18 protein-coding genes are annotated in these 19,720 nt (G+C 68.4%); 9 read left to right on the top strand and 9 right to left on the bottom strand.

Going from position 1 to position 19,720, the window contains the following annotated elements; all coding sequences use genetic code 11:
• Positions 1-94: 94 nt before the first annotated feature.
• Positions 95-991 (bottom strand): transporter, encoded by an 897-nt coding sequence (locus DIE04_RS00955; RefSeq protein WP_124519644.1) that lies wholly within the window; start codon positions 989-991, stop codon positions 95-97.
• Between the two features lie 513 nt (positions 992-1,504).
• Between DIE04_RS00955 and nthA the strand changes: the two genes are divergently transcribed.
• The 4 genes from nthA (at position 1,505) to DIE04_RS00935 (ending at position 4,854) form a co-directional block, all read left to right on the top strand.
• Positions 1,505-2,104 carry a nitrile hydratase subunit alpha gene (nthA, locus tag DIE04_RS00950; protein ID WP_124519526.1) on the top strand — a complete coding sequence of 200 codons (600 nt, stop codon included), beginning with the start codon at positions 1,505-1,507 and terminating at the stop codon, positions 2,102-2,104.
• 47 nt (positions 2,105-2,151) lie between these two features.
• Positions 2,152-2,805 carry a nitrile hydratase subunit beta gene (nthB, locus tag DIE04_RS00945; RefSeq protein WP_124519646.1) on the top strand — a complete coding sequence of 218 codons (654 nt, stop codon included), beginning with the start codon at positions 2,152-2,154 and terminating at the stop codon, positions 2,803-2,805.
• Positions 2,802-4,064 carry a GTP-binding protein gene (locus DIE04_RS00940; RefSeq protein ID WP_124570035.1) on the top strand — a complete coding sequence of 421 codons (1,263 nt, stop codon included), beginning with the start codon at positions 2,802-2,804 and terminating at the stop codon, positions 4,062-4,064. The genes nthB and DIE04_RS00940 overlap by 4 nt, the downstream gene beginning before the upstream one ends.
• A gap of 184 nt (positions 4,065-4,248) precedes the next feature.
• Positions 4,249-4,854 (top strand): LysE family translocator, encoded by a 606-nt coding sequence (locus DIE04_RS00935; protein ID WP_124519529.1) that lies wholly within the window; start codon positions 4,249-4,251, stop codon positions 4,852-4,854.
• Between the two features lie 54 nt (positions 4,855-4,908).
• Here DIE04_RS00935 and DIE04_RS00930 read toward each other — a convergent pair whose 3' ends face one another.
• Positions 4,909-5,757, bottom strand: coding sequence for an AraC family transcriptional regulator (locus DIE04_RS00930; protein ID WP_185500283.1), 849 nt, complete (start codon positions 5,755-5,757; stop codon positions 4,909-4,911).
• 160 nt (positions 5,758-5,917) lie between these two features.
• On the opposite strand from DIE04_RS00930, the gene DIE04_RS00925 reads away from it, so the two are divergent.
• Positions 5,918-6,712, top strand: coding sequence for an SDR family NAD(P)-dependent oxidoreductase (locus tag DIE04_RS00925; RefSeq protein WP_124484914.1), 795 nt, complete (start codon positions 5,918-5,920; stop codon positions 6,710-6,712).
• A gap of 46 nt (positions 6,713-6,758) precedes the next feature.
• On the opposite strand, the gene DIE04_RS00920 is transcribed toward DIE04_RS00925, so the two are convergent.
• The 5 genes from DIE04_RS00920 to DIE04_RS00900 form a co-directional block, all read right to left on the bottom strand.
• The gene (locus DIE04_RS00920; RefSeq protein ID WP_044843011.1) at positions 6,759-7,133 is read right to left on the bottom strand and encodes a hypothetical protein; all 375 of its coding nucleotides are present in this window, start codon (positions 7,131-7,133) and stop codon (positions 6,759-6,761) included.
• A gap of 219 nt (positions 7,134-7,352) precedes the next feature.
• On the bottom strand, positions 7,353-8,423 hold the full coding sequence (locus tag DIE04_RS00915) for an AI-2E family transporter (protein WP_124519532.1): 1,071 nt from the start codon (positions 8,421-8,423) through the stop codon (positions 7,353-7,355).
• 159 nt (positions 8,424-8,582) lie between these two features.
• Entirely contained in the window at positions 8,583-9,692 is a 1,110-nt protein-coding gene (locus tag DIE04_RS00910; protein WP_044843009.1) for an NADH:flavin oxidoreductase/NADH oxidase, read from the bottom strand.
• 145 nt (positions 9,693-9,837) lie between these two features.
• Positions 9,838-10,524 (bottom strand): type 1 glutamine amidotransferase domain-containing protein, encoded by a 687-nt coding sequence (locus DIE04_RS00905; protein WP_044843008.1) that lies wholly within the window; start codon positions 10,522-10,524, stop codon positions 9,838-9,840.
• Between the two features lie 373 nt (positions 10,525-10,897).
• Positions 10,898-11,932, bottom strand: coding sequence for a substrate-binding domain-containing protein (locus DIE04_RS00900; RefSeq protein WP_124484916.1), 1,035 nt, complete (start codon positions 11,930-11,932; stop codon positions 10,898-10,900).
• 167 nt (positions 11,933-12,099) lie between these two features.
• Between DIE04_RS00900 and DIE04_RS00895 the strand changes: the two genes are divergently transcribed.
• Together DIE04_RS00895 and DIE04_RS00890 are read left to right on the top strand one after the other, a co-directional pair.
• Entirely contained in the window at positions 12,100-13,662 is a 1,563-nt protein-coding gene (locus DIE04_RS00895) for a glycoside hydrolase family 68 protein (protein WP_124519533.1), read from the top strand.
• A 199-nt stretch (positions 13,663-13,861) separates the two neighbouring features.
• Complete coding sequence (locus DIE04_RS00890) at positions 13,862-15,517, top strand: glycoside hydrolase family 32 protein (protein ID WP_124519535.1); 1,656 nt, start codon at positions 13,862-13,864, stop codon at positions 15,515-15,517.
• A 71-nt stretch (positions 15,518-15,588) separates the two neighbouring features.
• Here DIE04_RS00890 and DIE04_RS00885 read toward each other — a convergent pair whose 3' ends face one another.
• Positions 15,589-16,338 carry an SDR family oxidoreductase gene (locus DIE04_RS00885; RefSeq protein ID WP_124519537.1) on the bottom strand — a complete coding sequence of 250 codons (750 nt, stop codon included), beginning with the start codon at positions 16,336-16,338 and terminating at the stop codon, positions 15,589-15,591.
• A gap of 144 nt (positions 16,339-16,482) precedes the next feature.
• Complete coding sequence (locus DIE04_RS00880) at positions 16,483-17,400, bottom strand: LysR family transcriptional regulator (protein WP_124519539.1); 918 nt, start codon at positions 17,398-17,400, stop codon at positions 16,483-16,485.
• A gap of 298 nt (positions 17,401-17,698) precedes the next feature.
• Between DIE04_RS00880 and DIE04_RS00875 the strand changes: the two genes are divergently transcribed.
• Positions 17,699-19,183, top strand: a complete 1,485-nt coding sequence (locus tag DIE04_RS00875; RefSeq protein ID WP_124519541.1) for a PLP-dependent aminotransferase family protein — start codon at positions 17,699-17,701, stop codon at positions 19,181-19,183.
• Between the two features lie 94 nt (positions 19,184-19,277).
• A complete protein-coding gene (locus tag DIE04_RS00870; protein ID WP_044843002.1) occupies positions 19,278-19,715 on the top strand; it encodes a carboxymuconolactone decarboxylase family protein in 438 nt (145 codons plus the stop codon).
• Positions 19,716-19,720: the final 5 nt, after the last annotated feature.

Raw genomic sequence — 19,720 nt, 5'->3', positions numbered from 1 at the left:
CGTGACCTCTCTGGAAAGGGAATCGGATGTCGAGGTTTCGACGTGGGGGACAAGGAGCGGCCTGCGCCGGGCGTATCCCGGCGCAGGCGGGTCGTCAGAAGATGTGCGCGTAACGCAGGCCGGCGAGCAGGCTGTTCTTCGGGCCGTTGCGCACGCTCAGGTCGGTGCCGAGCTGGATTTGCACCTGATCGGCCTTCGTCACGAATTTCGCCGCGGTGATCCGCATGCGCGTCGTGCGAAGCGCGTCGTTGTTGTCCGCGCCGCCGACGCTCGTTTCACCGCCCCAGAGCTGGGTGACGCCGATCCCGAGCGACGTGCCCGGATCGGGCATGTAACGCACCATCGCCTGTGCGCTGTAGCTCATCCGCTGATGCAGCGTCGTGCCGCTCGCGCCGTATGACGTGTTGTTGCCGTACCAGATCGCGTCGCCGACGAGATCGAGCGCCCACTGCGGCGAAAAGTGCTTGATGTAGGCCGCCTGGAAATCGAGCGACCAGCGGTTGGCGCCGAGATTGAGACCGCGGTTCTGGTCGTAACTCCCCGTGGGCGCGTAAACGTAGACCGTCGCGGCGACGACGTCCTTCGCGTCGTTCAGGCGGAATTTCAACGGCGCGGTCAGGATCACGTCGCCGACACCGTTCGTACTGCCAAGCGTGCCGGCGTTGCCGAAGCTGCTGACGTGACCGAACGGCAGCAACACCTGCGGATCGATCGTGAGCCTGTCGGTGAGCTGGAACACATGCAGCAGACGGGCGATGCCGACATTGGACTGCAGGTCGAAATCCGACGTCCGGTGGCCGTTCGCATAGTACGCGTTCGTCGCCGAATAGTTGTAGTACAGCACGCCGATCGTCGCGCCGACCGGATACTGCTCGTAGTCGCCGGGATCGACCTCGACCGCGCCCGCGTAATGCGATGCGACGACCATCAGCGACAAGCCGATCCAGCGCGCGATTCGCTTCAGTTTCATTCTGTTGCCGTTGTCCATCATGCTCCTCACCTGGATGCTCAGACACCGCCACGCTCGACGTACGACGAACGGGAACCGTTTCCGGACGATCAAATCGCGGGGTGCTGGCTGACTGTTGTTCCGCCGGTACTCGCGGGAGTGCCGGCGATTCGCGACATCGAACGGCCGTCGCTTGAGGGTGAGAATAGAAAGGCAAAATCCGCATTTCTGTTTTCCGGCGGAACAAGAAATTGGCTGTGGCGGACCTGTGCTGCCAGTGCCATACGGCGGTCGCAAAACGTGCGCGGGCGACCGCCGTCGCGAGCCGGGCGCCCCGTCGATGCCGCGAATCGCCGTGCATCCGATGCGCGCCGGCCCCTGCCGCGCGCGCGGGGCCGTCTCAGCATAGTTTCCGATCCGTGCCGGCAAAGAACCGCGCTTTTTCTCTTCTTACCCTGCTCGTCGAGCGTGGCCGACACCACGCCTTTGCACCCCGCCACGGCAGCCGCAACGCCACGGCGGCGGTCAACCCGAACCACCATAAGGAGCCCCACGATGAGCGCGACCCCTTCCGCGGAAACAGCCTCGACGCCCGGCGAACGTGCCTGGGCGCTGTTTCGCGTGATGAAAGAAAAGAACCTGATCCCCGACGGCTATATCGAAGGCCTGACCGAGCTGATGTCCACGACGTGGGATCCGGCCAACGGCGCGCGCATCGTCGCGCGTGCGTGGGTCGACCCGGCATTTCGCGAACTGCTGCTGAAGGACGGCACGGCCGCGTGTGCGCAGTTCGGCTACACCGGCCCGCAGGGCGAATACATCGTCGCGATCGAGGACACACCGACGCTGAAGAACGTGATCGTCTGCAGCCTGTGCTCATGCACGAACTGGCCGGTGCTCGGGTTGCCGCCCGAGTGGTACAAGGGCTTCGAATATCGTGCGCGGCTCGTCCGCGAAGGGCGCACGGTGCTGCGGGAACTCGGCACCGACCTGCCCGACGACGTCGTCGTGAAGGTCTGGGATACGACCGCCGAAAGCCGCTATCTCGTGCTGCCCGTACGGCCGGCAGGCAGCGAGCACATGACCGAGGAACAACTGCGCACGCTCGTCACGAAGGACGTGCTGATCGGCGTTGCGCTGCCGCGCGCGCACTGACGCGCCCCCCGTTTCGCTCTCGACCTTCATCTCGGAGATCACCTCATATGGACGGCTTTCACGACCTCGGCGGATTCCAGGGTTTCGGCCCGGTGCCGCACACGATCAACAGTTTCGGCTACAAGCCGGTCTTCAAGGAAGACTGGGAGCATCTCGCGTACAGCCTGATGTTCGTCGGCGTGGACCAACTGAAAAAATTCAGCGTCGACGAGGTACGTCACGCAGTCGAACGCATCGACGTGCGCCAGCACGTCGGCACGCGCTACTACGAGCGCTACGTGATCGCGACCGCAACCTTGCTCGTCGAAACCGGCGTGCTCACGCAGGACGAACTCGACCGCGCGCTCGGTTCGCATTTCCGGCTCGCGAACCCGCCGCGATCCGGCGGCCGGGCGGCGCCGCCCGACTCGACGCGGTTCGAGGTCGGCGATCGCGTCGTCGTGCGCGACGAATACGTCAGCGGCCACATCCGCGCGCCGGGCTACGTTCGCGGCAAGAAAGGCATCGTGCTGCACCGGACGACCGAATCGTGGCCATTCCCGGACGCGATCGGGCACGGCGACACCGGCGCCGCGCATCAGCCGACCTATCATGTCGAGTTCCGCGTGAAGGATCTGTGGGGCGACGCCGCCGACGACGGCTACGTCGTGGTCGACCTGTTCGAAGGCTACCTGGATCGCGCGTCCGGGCAGAACGCATGACGACGCCGGAACACCGGCGAGCGCCGGCCGCCGCGCCGCCGAGGATTCCGGTCACCGTGCTGTCCGGCTTCCTCGGCGCCGGGAAAACGACGTTGCTGAACCACATCCTGCGCAACCGCGCCGGCCTGAAGGTCGCCGTGATCGTCAACGACATGAGCGAAGTAAACGTCGACGCCGACGATGTGCGGCGCAACGTCGAGCTGCATCGCGGCGAGGACGAACTGGTCGAAATGAGCAACGGCTGCATCTGCTGCACGCTGCGTGCCGATCTGCTCGAGCAGATCAGCACGCTGGCGCGGCAGCGTCGCTTCGACTATCTGCTGATCGAGTCGACCGGCATCTCGGAGCCGATGCCGGTCGCGGAGACGTTCGCGTTTCTCGACCGCGACGGTTTCAGCCTCAGCGAGCTCGCGCGGCTGGACACGCTCGTCACGGTGGTCAACGGCGAGACGTTCGAGGACATGATCGCGTCGGCCGAACCGGTCACGCGCGACGCCACGCTTGCGGACGGCAGCGATTCCGGTCCGCCGCGCAAGCTGTCGGACCTGCTGATCGAACAAGTCGAATACGCGAACGTGATTCTCGTGAGCCGACTCGACCGGATCGGCCATGCGGGTTTCGACCGGCTGCGCGCCATTCTGGCGTCGCTGAATCCCTCTGCGCGAATCCTGCCGATGCAGCACGGCAAGGTCGATCCGTCAGACGTCCTGGATACGCGGCGCTTCGATCTCCCGGCGCTCGTCGAATCGCCGGGATGGATGCAACGCATGCAGGTCGACGAGCGCCCCTCGGAATCGGATGCGTACGGGATCGCATCGTGGACCTATCGCGAACGTGCGCCGTTTCATCCGGCGCGCCTGCTCGCGTTGCTGCGTCGCCCCTGGACCAACGGCCGACTGCTTCGCTGCAAGGGATATGTCTGGGTTGCGCACCGATATGCGGACATCGCCATGCTCGTGCAGACGGGCGGAGCGTTCCAGTGGGGTTACGTGGGGCGATGGTGGCGATTCGTTTCTCGGGCGGACTGGCCGCACGACGACTATCGTCGCGATGGCGTGCTGCAAAAATGGCAAGAGCCGACCGGTGATTGCCGGCAGGAAATCGTGTTCATCGGGCAGTCGATCGATCACGTCCGGTTGCGTCGCGAACTCGATGCGTGTCTGCTGACGGTCGAAGAAATCGACGCAGGCCCGGAGTCGTGGCTCCAGCTTCCGGAAGCCGACGCGTTCGACGCGCTCGCGACCACCGCCCGTCCGTGACGCGAGACTCGATGACTTCGGCCGCAACGCCAGCGTCCAGTGGCTTTCGGTCGCCGGTGAGCGCTGCGCCCGGTTCAGCGTGACGTGAATCCCGACAGCGCCGCCGAGGGCAGTTTTCTTCAATACGGACCTGCACGGCTTCTTTAGTCTCGATGCGACTTTGACATTCGCATGGAGGCAATCAATGAGCATGCTGGTTTCGATGGCCGCGTTCGCGCTGGCGTCGTCGATCACGCCCGGTCCCGTCAACATCGTCGCGCTCAGCGCGGGCGCACGCCACGGCCTCGGCGCGAGCCTGCGCTATGCGGCCGGCGCGACGCTCGGCTTCGTCGCGCTGTTCCTGCTGATCGGCCTCGGGCTGCACGCGGTGATCGCGCGCTGGCCGATGCTGACCACCGCCGCCCAGTGGTCGGGGATCGCGTTCCTGCTTTACCTCGCGCTGCGGCTCGCGCTCGACGACGGCCGGCTGTCGGCCGATCCGGACGATCCGGCTGCGCCGAACGTCGCCGGCCCGTCGGCGGCGGCCGGCGCGGCGATGCAATGGCTGAATCCGAAGGCGTGGCTCGCGTGCGTGGCTGCGATGGGCGCATATGCGGCCGACGGCGAGCCCGCGCAAGTGTGGCAATTCGCGGCGTTGTATCTGGTGATCTGCTTTGCGTCGATCGCGTGCTGGGCGTATGCGGGTGCGTCGCTGCGGCACCGGCTCGCGAATGCGCGGCGGATGCGGCTGTTCAACCGCGCGATGGCGCTGCTGCTCGCGGGCAGCGCGCTTTATCTGCTCGACGTTTAGTGCCGTTGTTTCGGTGTGTGGTCGCGGCGCCGGCACCGCCGCACGGTTCGCCGGTCAGCTCGCGGCGCTTCGATACTGCCCCGGCGTGGCGGCCGCGATGCGCCGGAATGCGCGCTGGAAATGCGCCTGGTCCGCGAAGCCCGCATCGAGCGCGACGTCGGCGATCGGCCGGCCGCGGCGCAACTCGGCCCGCCCGTACTGCACGCGGCGGTCGATCAGGAACGCATGCGGCGTCATCCCGTAGCGGGCGTTGAACGCGCGGATCAGGTAGGACGGCGACAAGTCGGCGGCCGCGCAGATCGCATCGAGCGAGACGGCCTGACGGCAATGCGCGGCGATGTAGTCGGCCGCGCGCGCGAGCTTCGCGTTGTCGGCCCCGCGCCGGGCTGCGTCGGGCAGCTCGCGATCGAGCGCGCCGTGCAGCCGTGTGAAGAACTCGACCGCCGCGCTCTCCTTGCCGAGCGGATCGACACCGGGCGCCACGAGCGTGCGGTAAAAGCCGCCGAACCGTGCGAACAGGTCGCGCCGTTCCGTCAATTTCGGCGAAAAGCCGTGAAAATCGCGGTTCGGGTCGCGCCCGAGCGAATGCTGCAGGCGGGTGAGCCACGGCACGTCCACGTAAACCATCCGGTACGCCCATGCGTCGGGGCCGTACGGATTGCACGCATGCACCTGCTCCGGATCGATGATCACGAGCACGCCGCGCCCGACGTGCTCCTTCGTCGCGCCGTTCAGGTAGGTGCTCGTGCCGCCGACGATCGCGCCGAGCGAAAACGTGTCGTGCGTGTGCTTCGCGTAGCAGATCGTCCGACCGTCGTCGACGGTGCGCGCCTCGATGAACGGCAGCGCGGCGTCGCGCCAGAACGGCGACGGCATGGCGAGGGGGTTGGCGGAACGGCTCACGCGACAGGCTCCCGGATTGGACGGCGAACGCACACCGTACAAGACTGCGCGGCGCGATGCAACCGCGACCCGACGCTTCGCGGCCGGATCGCCTAAGCTTTGAATTCGGCCGCCGCGGCACGCCCGGCGGGTTCCGTTCCCTCTTCCAACCGATACACTCATGCACATCGATCTGACAGGCAAGACCGCGGTCGTCACCGCTTCCACCGCCGGCATCGGGCTGGCGATCGCCGAAGGGCTTGCGCAGGCGGGCGCGCGCGTCGTCGTCAACGGACGCAGCGACAAGTCGGTCGACGCCGCGCTCGCGCAGCTGCGCAGCGCCGTACCCGGCGCGGACCTCGACGGCGTCGCGGCCGACCTGTCCGACGCCGCCGGCGTCGCGCGCATCACGCAGCACACGCCGGAGGCCGACATCCTCGTCAACAACGCGGGCATTTACGGGCTGAAGGCGTTCTTCGACATCGACGACGACGAATGGGCCCACTACTTCCAGATGAACGTGATGTCGGGCGTGCGTCTCGCGCGGCACTACCTGAAGGGGATGCTCGCGCGGAACACGGGCCGCATCGTGTTCATTTCGTCGGAGTCGGGGCTGAACATCCCGGTCGACATGATTCACTACGGGTTCACGAAAACCGCGCAGCTCGCGATCGCGCGCGGCCTCGCGAAACTCGCGGCCGGGACGCGCGTGACGGTCAATTCGGTGCTGCCGGGGCCGACGATGTCGGAAGGCGTGCGGGCGCTGCTGAAGGAAACGGCCGACGCCACGGGCCGCAGCATCGACGACGTCGCGGTGGATTTCGTGCGCAGCGAGCGCGCGAGCTCGATCATCCAGCGGCCGGCGACGACGGAGGAAGTCGCGAATCTCGTTGTGTACGTGTGCTCGCCGCAGGCCTCGGCGACGACGGGCGCGGCGTTGCGCGTCGATGGCGGCGTGGTCGACACGATAGCGTGACGACTGCGTGACACGCTCGCGCGGCGCATGGCGGCCGCGCGACGCGCTAGCGCGAGGCGGCCTTGTCCGATTGAAGCGTGCCCTTGCGATCGGCGTCCATGCAGGTATCGAAGCCGTGTTGCGTGACCGCACCGGCCTTGTCGAACACGACGAAGAAAGCCCGGTGATCGTTGTCGTGCTCGATGAAGTAGTTGTAGCAGACGCCGCTGCCGTTGCGGACCATCCACACGCTGCGCGGGTTGCCGCCGGCGCGGACGACGTCGGCGCGCGTCGCGCCGTGCCGCGACGCGGCCCTCGCCAGCGGCGTGCGCGAATACGAGAACGGCAGCCACGAGTCGAACCACGCGCAACCGTGCAGCATCAGGCAGCTGGCGGCCAGGGACAGCGTCGCTGCGGGGCGGGACATCGGAATCAATCGCATGCTTGGTGAAATCTGCTGCGCCATGCCGGCGTGATCGAAAGCCCCATGCTACTCGACCTTTGGGTCCGGATCGAAAAGAAATGTAGAGACTTGTGTCCGATGCGCTGCCCGACGCAGTCCGGCGCGTGCCCGATCGTCACGAATCGTGGCCGTGCCGGGCGCGTTCGCGCGCCCGCCTTCTGACGTCGATGCGTCGGAGCGGCGCGACGGGCGGCGTCGTCAAGCAATCCATTCCGCCCACAGCATCGTCAGCACCGTCATCAGCGCGGGGCCGACGAACAGCCCGATCAGCCCGAACGTCTCGGCCCCGCCGAGGATGCCGAACAACACGAGCAGGAACGGCAGGCGGGTCGAGCTGCCGATCAGCACCGGCCGCACGAAATGCTCGGCGACGAACACGACCACGAAGCCGAGCACCAGCACCACGACGGCCCACGCGGTCGCGCCCTGCACGAACAGCCAGAGCGCCGCGCCGCAGAACACGATCGGCGCGCAGAACGGCAGCATCGCGGCGACGGCCGTGACGAGGCCGAGCAGCGCGGCGTGCGGAACCCCGGCGAGCGCATACGCGACGCCGAGAATGGCGCCCTCGCCCAGCCCGACGACGACCAGCCCGGTCACCGTGCCGTACACGGCCGAGACCATCCGTTCGATCAGGTCCGCGCCGCCGCGGCCGAACGCGCGCCGCGCGCCCTGCAGCAACGCGCCGGACAGCTTGTGGCCGGCCCGCATGATCACGAACAGCGTGACCAGCATGAAGCCGAACTCGAACAGCGCATGCGCGAGCTTCGTGCCGAACTGCCGGCCGAACGCGATGAACTTCTCGCCGCTCGCGCCATGCATCGCGCTGCCCGCGTGCAGCGGATGACCGAGATTGGCCTGCCACCACTCGGTGACCTGCGCGGCACCGTACGGCAACCGGCCGACGACGTCCGGAAGCGGAATGCCGTTGTCCTGGATCGAATGCAGCCAGAGGCGCAGGTCGTGCGCCTGCGAGATCGCCTGCGCGAGCGCGATCGCGACCGGCAGCACGACCAGCAGCGACACGCCGGCGGTAATCACGGTCGCGATCAGGGTCGGCCTGTCGCGAAACCAGCGGTGGGATTCGAAGCGTTTCAGCAGCGGCCACAACGCGATCGCGATCACGCAGGCCCACGCGATGGCGGGCAGGAAATCGCGGATCACCCACAGCGCGAGCACCAGCAGCGCCGCATACAGCACGGCGCGGGCGATCTGCTGGGCACGCGGCCGCGTGGCGGAATCCTGGGAAGGCGAGACATGTGCGCGCATGGCACCTCGGTCGAAATGAAAAAATGGCGGTCGTGCAGGCCGCGAGCCTGTACGAACCGCCATTCTATCCATCGACGCCGCAACGGCATGCGCACGCACTGCCAAGCATCGTCAAATGCGTGCCGCGAACGCCGCACCGCCGCGCGGTGCAACGCGTGCTCAGGCCGCCTTGTCGGCGACGCGGTAGCGTTCGAGCCAGTGCGCGTACGGCGCGGGCAGCGTCCACGACGGCCGCTCGACCCCGAGCTGCCTGGCCGCGTAGTACGGCCAGTGCGGATCGGCAAGATGCGCGCGGCCGACCATCACGAGATCGAGCTGCTGCTCGGCGACGACGCGCTCGGCCAGTTGCGGCGTATCGATCCCCCAGGCGGACGACACCGGCAAGCCGGCCTCGCGGCGCACGCGTTCCGCGATCGGCGCGAGGAACGCCGGGCCCCACGGAATGCGCGCGTCGGGCGTCGAGAAGCCGACCGACACGCTCAGCATGTCGAGGCCTTCCTGCTTCATCCGCTGCGTGAGCGCGATCGATTCGGCGAGCGTTGCTTCATCGCGCCCGTCGTATTCGATCACGCCGAGACGCGCGGTCAGCGGCAGGTGCTCCGGCCAGACCTGGCGGACGGCCTTGAGCGTGTCGACGAGGAAACGGCCGCGGTTTTCCGCCGAACCGCCGTACTCGTCGTCGCGCTGGTTCGAATGCACGGAGAAGAAGCTCTGGCCGAGGTAGCCGTGCGCGAAGTGCAGTTCGAGCCATTCGAAGCCGAGGTCGCGGGCGCGCTTCGCCGACGCGACGAAGTCGGCCTGCACGCGGGCGATGTCGTCGTGCGTCATCGCGCGCGGCGTCTTCGGCAGGTGCGCGCCGAACGGCACCGCCGACGGTGCGATGGTCTGCCAGCCGCGCGGATCGCCGTCGGCGATGTGGTCGTCGCCTTCCCACGGACGGTTCGCGCTCGCCTTGCGGCCCGCATGCGCGATCTGGATGCCGGGCACCGCGCCGGCCGCCTTGATCGCCGCGACCGACGGCGCAAACGCCGCGGCCTGCGCATCGGTCCACAGCCCGGCACAGCCCGGCGTGATGCGGCCTTCCGGCGACACGGCCGTCGCCTCCGCGATCACGAGGCCCGCGCCGCCGCGCGCGATACCGGCCAGATGCACGTGATGCCAGTCGTTGACGACGCCGTCTTCGGCGACGTACTGGCACATCGGCGGCACCGCGATGCGGTTGCGCAGCGTGACATCCTTGAGTTTGAACGGTTCGAACAGGGCAGACATCCACCACTCCTTTGCTTGGTTCTGCGAAACGACTGGATGAGCCGCCGCGCGGTGCGCACGGCGGAAAGATGCGAGCCGTCGCCGGGACGGTCGCGCCCGACGACGGAAACCATCCGGCGCCGGTCATGCCGGCGCCAGGCTCGGCTTACTGACGGCCGAGCTTCGCGAGCAGCGCCTCGGCTGCCGGCTCCGACGACGCGGGGTTCTGCCCCGTGATCAGCAGCCCGTCGGTGACGACATGCGGCGCCCAGTCGGCGCTGCGCTCGAACTGCGCACCGTTGGTCTTCAGCATGTCCTCGACGAGGAACGGCACCACTTCCGTCAGCTCGACGGCCGCTTCCTCGCTGTTGGTGAAGCCCGTCACACGCTTGCCGCGCACGACCGACTCGCCGGTCTTCGGGTCCTTCACGTGGCGCAGCACGCCCGGCGCGTGGCACACGGCCGCGACCGGCTTGCCGGCCGCCAGCGCGCGCTCGATCAGGCCGATCGAATGCAGGTCCTCGGCGAGATCCCACAGCGGGCCATGCCCGCCCGGATAGAACACCGCGTCGTAATCGTCGACCGACACCTCGGCCAGCTTGCGCGTGGCAGCGAGTTCGGCCTTGGCCGCCGGATCCGCGTCGAAGCGGCGCGTCGCGTCGGTCTGCGCGGACGGATCGCTGCTTTTCGGATCGAGCGGCGGCTGGCCGCCCTGCGGCGACGCGAGCGTCAACTCGACGCCCGCATCCTTGAACGTGTAATACGGCGCGGCCAGTTCCTCGAGCCAGAAGCCGGTTTTCTTGCCGGTGTCGCCGAGCGTGTCGTGCGAGGTCAGGACAACCAGAATCTTCATGATCGGACACTCCTTAGAAATGGGGGAACGGGGCCGCGTCGCGGCGGCGGCGACGGCGCGCCTGCGGGTTAGGCCGCTGGCGCGCGTCAACGTGCCGGCTCCGTACCAAAAATATTGCCAGGCCTAATAGACCAGTCGTCTAGAAATGGCTCGAAAAAAAGCGACGGCATCACCTGCGCGCCCAGCCAGCATCGCAGCGCGATATGGCATTTTCGCGACGTCGCATTCATGAGCCTGGATGATAGCGTCGAATTAGACCGGTCGTCTAGAAACCCGCCATTCGGCCCTGCCGCCGTCATGGCTTTTGCGACGGAGCGCGTGCCGCAACGTCCGTTGCGGAGCGCGCCCCGCTCCCCGGTTCGCGCCGCGTCGGCTACCCGTGCAGCGGCCCGTCCGTATCGCCGGCGTCGATCACCGGCGTCTCGAGCCGATGGCCGCGAACGCCGTCCGTGAGCAACGCCAGCATCAGGTCCGCGAGCGCACGCCCGGTCGCATGTCCGGTCGGCTGCACCACCGCCGTCACGCGATGCGGATGCGCGACGTCCGGCGGCACGCCGTCGTAGACGATCAGCGACATGTCCCGCCCAAGCTGCAAGCCGCCGTCGATCAGCGCCCGGAACGCGCCGCCGCCCACGATGTTGTTGTCGACCAGCAGCGCGGTCGGCCGTTCGGCCCGGGTGAGCAGCGCCTGCACGCCCTGCTGCCCGCCCTCGCGCGTAAACGGACACTCGACGAGCAGTGCCGGATCGGGCGCGATACCGGCCTCGCGCAGCGCCGCAAGATACCCGGCGCGACGCTGCATCGCGAAATTGAGCGACAGCGGCGCACTGATCATCGCGATACGGCGATGACCGAAGCCGATCAGGCGCCGCACCGCATCGCGCGCGCCGGCCTCGTTGTCGAAATCGAACCACGCGTAGGGCTCGGCGGCTTGCGTGCGGCCGTACGCGACGTACGGAAACGCTTGCGAACGCAGGTACGCGAGGCGCGGATCGTCGACCAGCGTGCGCGCGACGATCAGCCCGTCGACGAGCTTGCCGTCGACGAGCCGGCGATACGTGTCCAGTTCGGCGTTCGGCCGCGCGGCCGCGATGATGAAGTCGAGATTGCGCTCTGCGAGCCGTTCGGTGATGCCCGCGACGACCTCGCCGAAGCGCGGATCGCCGAGATCTCCCGCGCCGAACGGGTACACGATGCCGATCGCATCCGAGCGCCCCGTCGCCAGCCGGCGCGCGGTCGGATCCGCGACATAGCCAAGGTCGCGCGCGGCCTTCATCACGCGCTCGCGGGTCGCCTCGCTCACGTCGTCATAGCCGTTCAGCGCCCGACTGACCGTCGTGCGCGACAGCCCGAGCGCATCCGACAGTGCCTTCAGATTCACCTTCACGTCGCTCCTCGCGTTGTGCATGCCATTCGGCCGCGCCGCTCGCGCAGCAATTATTGCCGAATGGTAGTTATTACCGTCAAATATTTATCTTTTGACGTCCAAACCGGTTTGAATTAGCATCCAAACCGGTTTGGATATCGATATCCCGTCAGCAGTTCCTTCTCACCGTCAACGGAAACTACGCCTACATGACTTACTTTCCTTTTTGCCGCGCGACCGCGGCCAAACGTTTGCTGTTCGCTGGCGCGGCACTGGCCGCCTTCGCGTCCGCGTCGTGCGTCGCCCATGCGCAGAGCACCGGCGCCCCCGCGCCCACGCCGCATACGCAGCAGGCCTATGACCCCGAAGGCAACTTCACGATGCGCTGGACCCGCGCGGACATCCGCCAGATCGTCGCGCAGTCGCACACGGCCGGCGCCGACAAGAACTCGCTGCCGCAGGCGCTGACGATGCCGGACATCCCGCAGGATTTCCCGCTGATCAACTCGAACGTGTGGGTCTGGGATACCTGGCCGCTCGCCGACCTGCGCGCGAACCAGCTCAGCTACAAGGGCTGGGAGGTGATCTTCTCGCTCACGGCCGACCCGCATGCCGGCTACACGTTCGACGATCGTCACGTCCACGCGCGCATCGGCTTCTTCTACCGCCGCGCCGGCATTCCCGCGTCGCAGCGGCCCGCGAACGGCGGCTGGACCTGGGGCGGCCACCTGTTCCCGGACGGGGCGAGCGTCAAGGTGTTCGGCACGTCGCCGATGACCAACAACGCCGAATGGTCGGGCTCCGCGCGCCTCACGCAGGGCGACAACGTCAGCCTCTACTACACCGCGACGTCGTTCAACCGCTCGGCGCCCGGCGGCGCCGACATCACGCCGCCGCAGGCGATCATCACGCGCGCCGACGGTCATATCCATGCCGACGACAAGCACGTGTGGTTCAGCGGCTTCGACGATCACAAGGCGCTGCTGCAGCCGGACGGCAACTACTACCAGACCGGCCAGCAGAACACCTACTTCTCGTTCCGCGATCCGTTCGTGTTCACCGACCCCGCGCATCCGGGCAAGACCTACATGGTGTTCGAAGGCAACACGGGCGGCCAGCGCGGCGCCCGGACCTGCACCGAGGCCGACCTCGGCTACGCGCCGAACGATCCGTACCGCGAAGACCTCAACGCCGTGATGAACTCGGGCGCAGTGTATCAAAAGGCCAACGTCGGCCTGGCGGTCGCGACGAACCCGCAACTGACCGAATGGAAGTTCCTGCCGCCGATCCTGTCGGCGAACTGCGTCGACGACCAGACCGAGCGCCCGCAGATCTATCTGAAGGACGGCAAGTACTACCTGTTCACGATCAGCCACCGCACGACGATGGCCGCGGGCGTCGACGGGCCGGACGGCGTCTACGGCTTCGTCGGCAACGGCATCCGCAGCGACTTCCTGCCGCTGAACGGCGGCAGCGGCCTCGTGCTCGGCAACCCGACCGACTTCTCCGCACCGGCCGGCGCGCCGTATTCGCAGGACCCGAACCAGAACCCGCGCGAATTCCAGTCGTATTCGCACTTCGTGATGCCGGGCGGGCTCGTCGAGTCGTTCATCGATGCGATCGGCCCGCGTCGCGGCGGCACGCTCGCGCCGACGGTGAAGGTCAACATCAACGGCACGTCGACGGCGGTCGACCGCACGTACGGACGTGGCGGCCTCGGCGGTTACGGCGACATCCCGGCGAACCTGCCGGCGACGGGCGCCGGTCACTGACGGCGACGCGGGCACCCGTCCGTAACGAGTCCGTAAAGGGCTCGCTACGAACGCGGCGGGCACCGCCCGCGTCGAGGCGGCGCACGTCATGCGTGTCGCGTGCGCGCCGCCTCCCTCCTTCGCAGAATCGCGCATGGCGCCGTCGCAAGCGGCATGCGCGTTCCTTTCCCGCTTCGCGCGCCGAAGCACGGAACCCCGCATGAAATCGACGTTTTTTCGCTTTTCCCGCCGGATCGCCCGGCTGCTGTTCGCGTGTGCGGCAAGCGCGGCCTGCACGCACGCCACCGCCGCGCCCTGCGGCACGCCGCCCGGGGACGGCACGCCGCAATGGCGACCGGCCGTGCATTACACGCCGCAACGCAACTGGATGAACGATCCGAACGGCCTCGTGTACGAGAACGGCCGCTATCACCTGTTCTACCAATACAACCCGCTCGGCCACGACTGGGGCAACATGTCGTGGGGCCATGCGACCAGCACCGACCTTGTCCACTGGCGCGAGCACCCGGTCGCGATGCGCGCGAACGCGACGGAGGAAATCTTCTCCGGCTCGATCGTCGCCGACACGCACAATACGTCCGGCCTCGGCGCGGCGGGCGAGACGCCGCTGGTTGCGCTTTACACGAGCGTCTACAAGGACGGCTCGGGTCACGCAGCCGGCACGCAGGCGCAGTCGCTCGCGTACAGCCTCGACCACGGCGCGACCTGGCGGCCCTACGCGCGCAATCCGGTGCTCACGCTCGATCCGGAATCGAAGCAGTTCCGCGACCCGAAGGTGTCGTGGTACGCGCCGGGACGCTACTGGCTGATGACGACCGTCGTCGCCGATGCGCAGGTCGTGAAGCTCTACCGTTCCGACGACCTGATTCACTGGTCGTTCCTGAGCGATTTCACGCTGCCGGACGTGCCGCATGCGGGCGCGTTGTGGGAAATGCCCGACCTCGTGCCGCTGCCCGTCGACGACGATCCGCGGCACATCAAGTGGGTCATGATCGTCAACGTCAACCCGTGGTCGATCGCCGGCGGTTCCGGCGCGATGTATTTCGTCGGCGACTTCGACGGCCGCACGTTCGTCCCCGACCGGGTCGCACCGGCCGGCTCCGATCCAGCACGATTCCGCTGGGTCGATCACGGCGCCGACTTCTATGCGGCCGGCACGTTCTCCGGCGCGCCGGGCGCGCGCCCTGTCGCGATTGCATGGATGAGCAACTGGGACTACGCGGCGAAAGCGCCGACGGCGCCCTGGCGCGGCGCGACGACGGTGCCGCGCGAACTCGCGTTGAAGACGATCGGCGGTGAACCGACGCTCATCGTGACGCCGGCAGCCGCGTTCGACGCGTGGGCCGACGGGCGGCCCGCCGTGCATGAAGGCAACCTGAGCGTCGAGTCCGCCACGCGCGCGCTGTCGGACACCACGCGCGGCACCGTCCAGCGCATCACGGTGACGATCGCGCCGCGGCGCGCGGCCCGCGCGGGTTTGATCGTGCGGGGCTCCGCGGATGGCTCGATCGGCACCCGGATCGTGTACGACACGGCGAAGCGCACGCTGACGCTCGATCGCTCGCGCTCGGGCGACACGGATTTCGCGGGCACGTTCAGCCGCGAGCACATCGTCGATCTGCCGCTCGAGCACGGGCAACTGCGGCTCGAAATCGTCGTCGATCGCGGTTCGGTCGAGGTGTTCGCGAACGGCGGCCGCGTCGCGCTGACGGACCTGATCTTCCCGCCGCCCGATGCGGACCGCGTCGCCGTGTTCGCCGAGCACGGGAGCGCGACGTTCTCGGGGTTGACGGTCACACAGCTCCACGGACGCGATCAGGCCGGCGACGTCCGTGACGCCTGTGCATCACGCTAGCGATGCGGTTGCACGGCGGGGCTGCACAGCCCGACCTCGCGTCAGGCCGTGCAGCCCCGCCGGTTCCACGCTCAAAGCAAGCCCATCCCGCCCGACGCGATGATTTCCGCGCCGACGATGAACGCCGACTCGGGCGCGCTCAGGTGCAGCACTGTCGACGCGATTTCATCCGGCGTGCCGAACCGGCCGATCGGGACGAGCCCCCTGATCTTGTCGGCCGTCTCGTCGAGCGTCGCCGCATCGAGGCCGAGCTTGCCGTACAGCGGCGTCTGGACCGGCCCGGGGCTCACCACGTTCACCCGCACGCCGTGCGGCAGCAGTTCCGTCGACAGCGTCTTCGCGAACGAATTGACGGCCGCCTTGCTCGCCGCATACACGGACGACCCCGGCATCCCGATGTGCGCGTTGATCGAGCCGTTGATCACGATCGACGCGCCGCGGTTCAGCAGCGGGACGAGCGCCTGGATCTGGAAATACGCGCCCTTCACGTTCGTGTCGAACACGAGGTCCCACAACGCCTCGTCGATATCCGCGAACGGTGCGAGTTTGGCGACGCCCGCGTTGATGAACACGGCGTCGAGGCGCGCACCGGCGGCCGCGATCGCGTCCGCCAGCGCCCGCGCCGACGCGACGCTGCCGGCCTCGTTGCGGATCGCGAGCGCGCCGTCGTCGAGCGACTCGCGCGCGGCGGCAAGCGTCTGCTCGTCGCGGCCGGTGATGACGACCCGCGCGCCTTCGGCCGCGAATGCCCGTGCGGCCGCCAGGCCGATGCCGCTGTTGCCGCCCGTGACGAGGACCGTTTTTCCTTCGAAGCGTTGCATGATGTTCTCCTTGAACCGGTGAGTTGACCGTGAACACAGGATGCGCGCGGCGCCCGGCCTTGCCGTACGACCGGCGCGGCAGACACGTGCGAAATCTTCGAACGTGTTTGCCCCGGCCGTCAGGCGCGTGCCGGCCCGGCGCGCTCAGCCCGACACGTCGATCCCGTCGAGCAGGCGCTGCGCGAGCCGCGGTTCGCGCAGTTGCTCCAGCCACCATTGCAGCGCGCGGCCGTCGCGGTCGCCGCGCCACGCGACGTACAGCACGTTCGGCTCGCGCGGATCAGCCGTTTCCTTCTCGACCAGCTCGCCGCGCGCCAGCAGCGACGTGACCCGCCGGCGCGGCACCCAGCCGACGCCGAGCCCGTCGCGCTGCGCGAGGATCTTCGCGCGCATCGACGGCACCGCGAGCACCGCCTGTCCGCCGAGCAGCCCGTACACGCGGCCGACGGCCTGCCGCGACGAGTCGGCGACGACGACCGCGCGATGCGCGCCGATCGCGTCCCGGGTCAGCCGCACGCCCGCCGACGCCAGCGGATGGCGCGGCGCGACGGCGAACACCCACTCCATCGCGCCGAGTTCGAACCATTTGAAGCCCGGAATCGCCGGCGGCTCGTTGGTCGCGCCGACGACCAGATCCGCGCGACCATCGCGCAGCGCTTCCCAGGTGCCGCCGAGCACTTCGTGCGTGAAACGCAGCGACACGCCCGAATCGAGCGCATCGAATGCGCGGACGACCGGCAGCAGCGTATCGAATTCCAGCACCTCGTCGCTGACGATCCACAGCCGGTCCTCCCAGCCGCTCGCGACCTGCCGCACGCGCTGCGTGAGCCGCGCGACGTCCAGCGCGAGGCGCGATGCCTCGTCGGTCAGCAGCTGGCCGGCCGGCGTGAGCTGCAGCCGGTAGCCGCGGCGGTCGAACAGCAGCGCGTCGAAGCGTGTTTCGAGCTGCCGCGCGGCGTGCGACACGGTCGACGGCGCCTTGCCGAGCCGTGCGGCCGCCCGCGACAGGCTGCCGGTGGCGCGGATCGCATCGAGCAGCGCGAGTTCGTCTTCGGACAGCATGAGCGCACTCCGGTCGGGGGGTCTGGTGGATCGTAAGGCAGCGGCGGGCGCCAACGCAATCGAATGGCACTGCCGGCAGCGGGCGGATGCCGTGCCGGCCGGGGCACCGCAGCGCGCCGTGCCATTTGCCGCATCCGGCGCGCGTTGCGTGCCAGGTGCCGCCTTTCCCTGCCCCCTCGACGCCACGCGCGTGCCCTGGCCGAGCGATGCCGCCCGCGCATGCGCGAACGCCGATCCGGCCATGAACTTCCGGTATGCTGATCGACGTCATATTTCCGCATTCGAGGTAACCACTACGATGGACATCGCGATCCGCATCGAAGGCCGTCACGACCTGACCGGGCAGATCTTCCGGCAGTTGCGCACCGCGATCGTCGACGGGCGGCTCGAAGGCGGCGCCCGGCTGCCGTCGACGCGCGATCTCGCGAAGCAGCTCGGCGTGTCGCGCAAGACGACGCTCGACGCGTTCGAACGTCTCGTCGCCGAGGGTTACCTGAACACGCGCGCGGGCGACGGCACGTTCGTCGCCGGCGGCCTGGCGCGGGTTCCGCACGCGGCGGCGGCCGCGACGCCGTCGCTCGTCGAGGACGCGCCGCCCGTCCATGCCGTCGACGCACGCGCGCTGTGGGACGAGTTGCCCGACGCGCTCGCGATGCCCACCCCGCCGGACACGCCCGCGTTCGACTTCCGCGGCGGCGTGACCGACAAGGCACTGTTTCCGTTCGACGCATGGCGCCGCTGCCTGCATCACGCGCTGCGCCAGCAGGCGCGCGGCCCCGGCCAGTACCATGCGCCGGCCGGCGATCCACAGCTGCGCGGCGCGATCGCGCGCTACGTCGCGTTCAGCCGCGCGGTCGCGTGCGGCTGGGACGACGTGCTCGTCACGCAAGGCGCGCAACAGGCGCTCGACCTGATCGCACGCGTGGTCGTGCGGCCCGGCGACGTCGTCGCGGTCGAGAATCCCGGTTATCCGCCGGCGCGCGCGGCGTTCGCGTCGCTCGGCGCGACGGTGATCGGCGTGCCGGTCGATGCGCACGGCCTCGTCACCGGGCGGCTGCCCGACGACGCGCGCCTCGTCTACGTGACACCGTCGCACCAGTTCCCGCTCGGGATGCCGATGACGCTGGAGCGGCGCGTCGCGCTGCTCGAATGGGCGCAGCGCCGCCGCGCGGTGATCATCGAGGACGACTACGACGGCGAGTTCCGCTTCGAAGGCCGGCCGGTGGAATCGCTGAAGAGCCTCGACCGCACGGGTCTGGTCGCGTACGTCGGCACCTTCTCGAAGACGATCTTTCCTGAACTGCGGATCGGCTACGCGATTCCGCCGCGCGCGCTGCGCGGCGCGCTCGCCAAGGCGAAGCAGATCGTCGACTGGCACACCTGCACGCTGACGCAGGCGGCGCTCGCGCGCTTCATGCTCGAAGGCGATTTCGCGCGGCACCTGCGGCGCGTGCAGAAACACTACGACGCGCGCCGCAAGATGCTGCTCGCGCATCTGCGCGGCGGCCTCGCGCCGTGGTTCGACACGATCGTGCCGACCGCCGGCATCCACCTCGCCGCGCACCTGAAACCGGGGCTCGACGAAGCCGCGCTGGTCCGCGCGGCGCGTGAGCACGACATCGGCCTGTACGGGATCACCGCGTTCCACGTCGGCTCGGCGGCCCGCGCGGGGCTGCTGTTCGGCTATGGCGGGATCGACGCGCTGCGCATCGACACCGCGCTCGCGAAGCTGGCCGCGCTGCTGGATTCAGGCCGGGTCGGCGGACCGCCACTGGTTACCTGAATTTTCCAGGAATTGGCCATTCAAGCAGGCCAGTGGCACGCTTAAAGTGGGTCCTGTCGCGCCACCGGGCGCATCCAACCGAACAGGACCTGCCATGCAACCGCGTCTGAACTTCTATACCGCCAGCCCGAACGCCATCAAGGTGATGCGCAACGCCGAGGAATTCCTCGCGAAAAGCTCGATCGAGAAGCCGCTCGCCGAACTCGTCCGGCTGCGCGCGTCGCAGATCAACGGCTGTGCGTTCTGCGTCGACATGCACACCACCGACGCACGCAACGGCGGCGAAACCGATCGCCGCCTGGCGACGGTCGTCGTCTGGCGCGAAACGCCGTTCTTCACCGAGCGCGAACGTGCGGCGCTCGAATGGACCGAAGCGCTGACGCTGGTCGCCGACAACCACGTGCCCGATGCCGTGTGGGAAGCCGTGAAGCCCCATTTCAGCGACACGGAGTTGTTCGAGCTGTCGATGCTGATCGCGACGATCAACACGTGGAACCGCTTCGCGATCGCGTTCCGCAAGATGCCCGAGTAAGGGGA

Source organism: Burkholderia sp. Bp8994 (genome assembly GCF_003853805.1).
Taxonomy (GTDB): domain Bacteria; phylum Pseudomonadota; class Gammaproteobacteria; order Burkholderiales; family Burkholderiaceae; genus Burkholderia.
The sequence above is the reverse complement of the archived record's forward strand: the minus strand, read 5'-3'. Positions and strand labels throughout refer to the sequence as shown.

Bases quoted from the DNA above. Each gene is read 5' to 3' on its own strand.
- DIE04_RS00955 (WP_124519644.1), bottom strand. From the start codon at position 991: ATGATGGACAACGGCAACAGAATGAAACTGAAGCGAATCGCGCGCTGG.
- nthA (WP_124519526.1), top strand. From the start codon at position 1,505: ATGAGCGCGACCCCTTCCGCGGAAACAGCCTCGACGCCCGGCGAACGT.
- nthB (WP_124519646.1), top strand. From the start codon at position 2,152: ATGGACGGCTTTCACGACCTCGGCGGATTCCAGGGTTTCGGCCCGGTG.
- DIE04_RS00940 (WP_124570035.1), top strand. From the start codon at position 2,802: ATGACGACGCCGGAACACCGGCGAGCGCCGGCCGCCGCGCCGCCGAGG.
- DIE04_RS00935 (WP_124519529.1), top strand. From the start codon at position 4,249: ATGAGCATGCTGGTTTCGATGGCCGCGTTCGCGCTGGCGTCGTCGATC.
- DIE04_RS00925 (WP_124484914.1), top strand. From the start codon at position 5,918: ATGCACATCGATCTGACAGGCAAGACCGCGGTCGTCACCGCTTCCACC.
- DIE04_RS00920 (WP_044843011.1), bottom strand. From the start codon at position 7,133: ATGCGATTGATTCCGATGTCCCGCCCCGCAGCGACGCTGTCCCTGGCC.
- DIE04_RS00915 (WP_124519532.1), bottom strand. From the start codon at position 8,423: ATGCGCGCACATGTCTCGCCTTCCCAGGATTCCGCCACGCGGCCGCGT.
- DIE04_RS00910 (WP_044843009.1), bottom strand. From the start codon at position 9,692: ATGTCTGCCCTGTTCGAACCGTTCAAACTCAAGGATGTCACGCTGCGC.
- DIE04_RS00905 (WP_044843008.1), bottom strand. From the start codon at position 10,524: ATGAAGATTCTGGTTGTCCTGACCTCGCACGACACGCTCGGCGACACC.
- DIE04_RS00900 (WP_124484916.1), bottom strand. From the start codon at position 11,932: ATGCACAACGCGAGGAGCGACGTGAAGGTGAATCTGAAGGCACTGTCG.
- DIE04_RS00895 (WP_124519533.1), top strand. From the start codon at position 12,100: ATGACTTACTTTCCTTTTTGCCGCGCGACCGCGGCCAAACGTTTGCTG.
- DIE04_RS00890 (WP_124519535.1), top strand. From the start codon at position 13,862: ATGAAATCGACGTTTTTTCGCTTTTCCCGCCGGATCGCCCGGCTGCTG.
- DIE04_RS00885 (WP_124519537.1), bottom strand. From the start codon at position 16,338: ATGCAACGCTTCGAAGGAAAAACGGTCCTCGTCACGGGCGGCAACAGC.
- DIE04_RS00880 (WP_124519539.1), bottom strand. From the start codon at position 17,400: ATGCTGTCCGAAGACGAACTCGCGCTGCTCGATGCGATCCGCGCCACC.
- DIE04_RS00875 (WP_124519541.1), top strand. From the start codon at position 17,699: ATGGACATCGCGATCCGCATCGAAGGCCGTCACGACCTGACCGGGCAG.
- DIE04_RS00870 (WP_044843002.1), top strand. From the start codon at position 19,278: ATGCAACCGCGTCTGAACTTCTATACCGCCAGCCCGAACGCCATCAAG.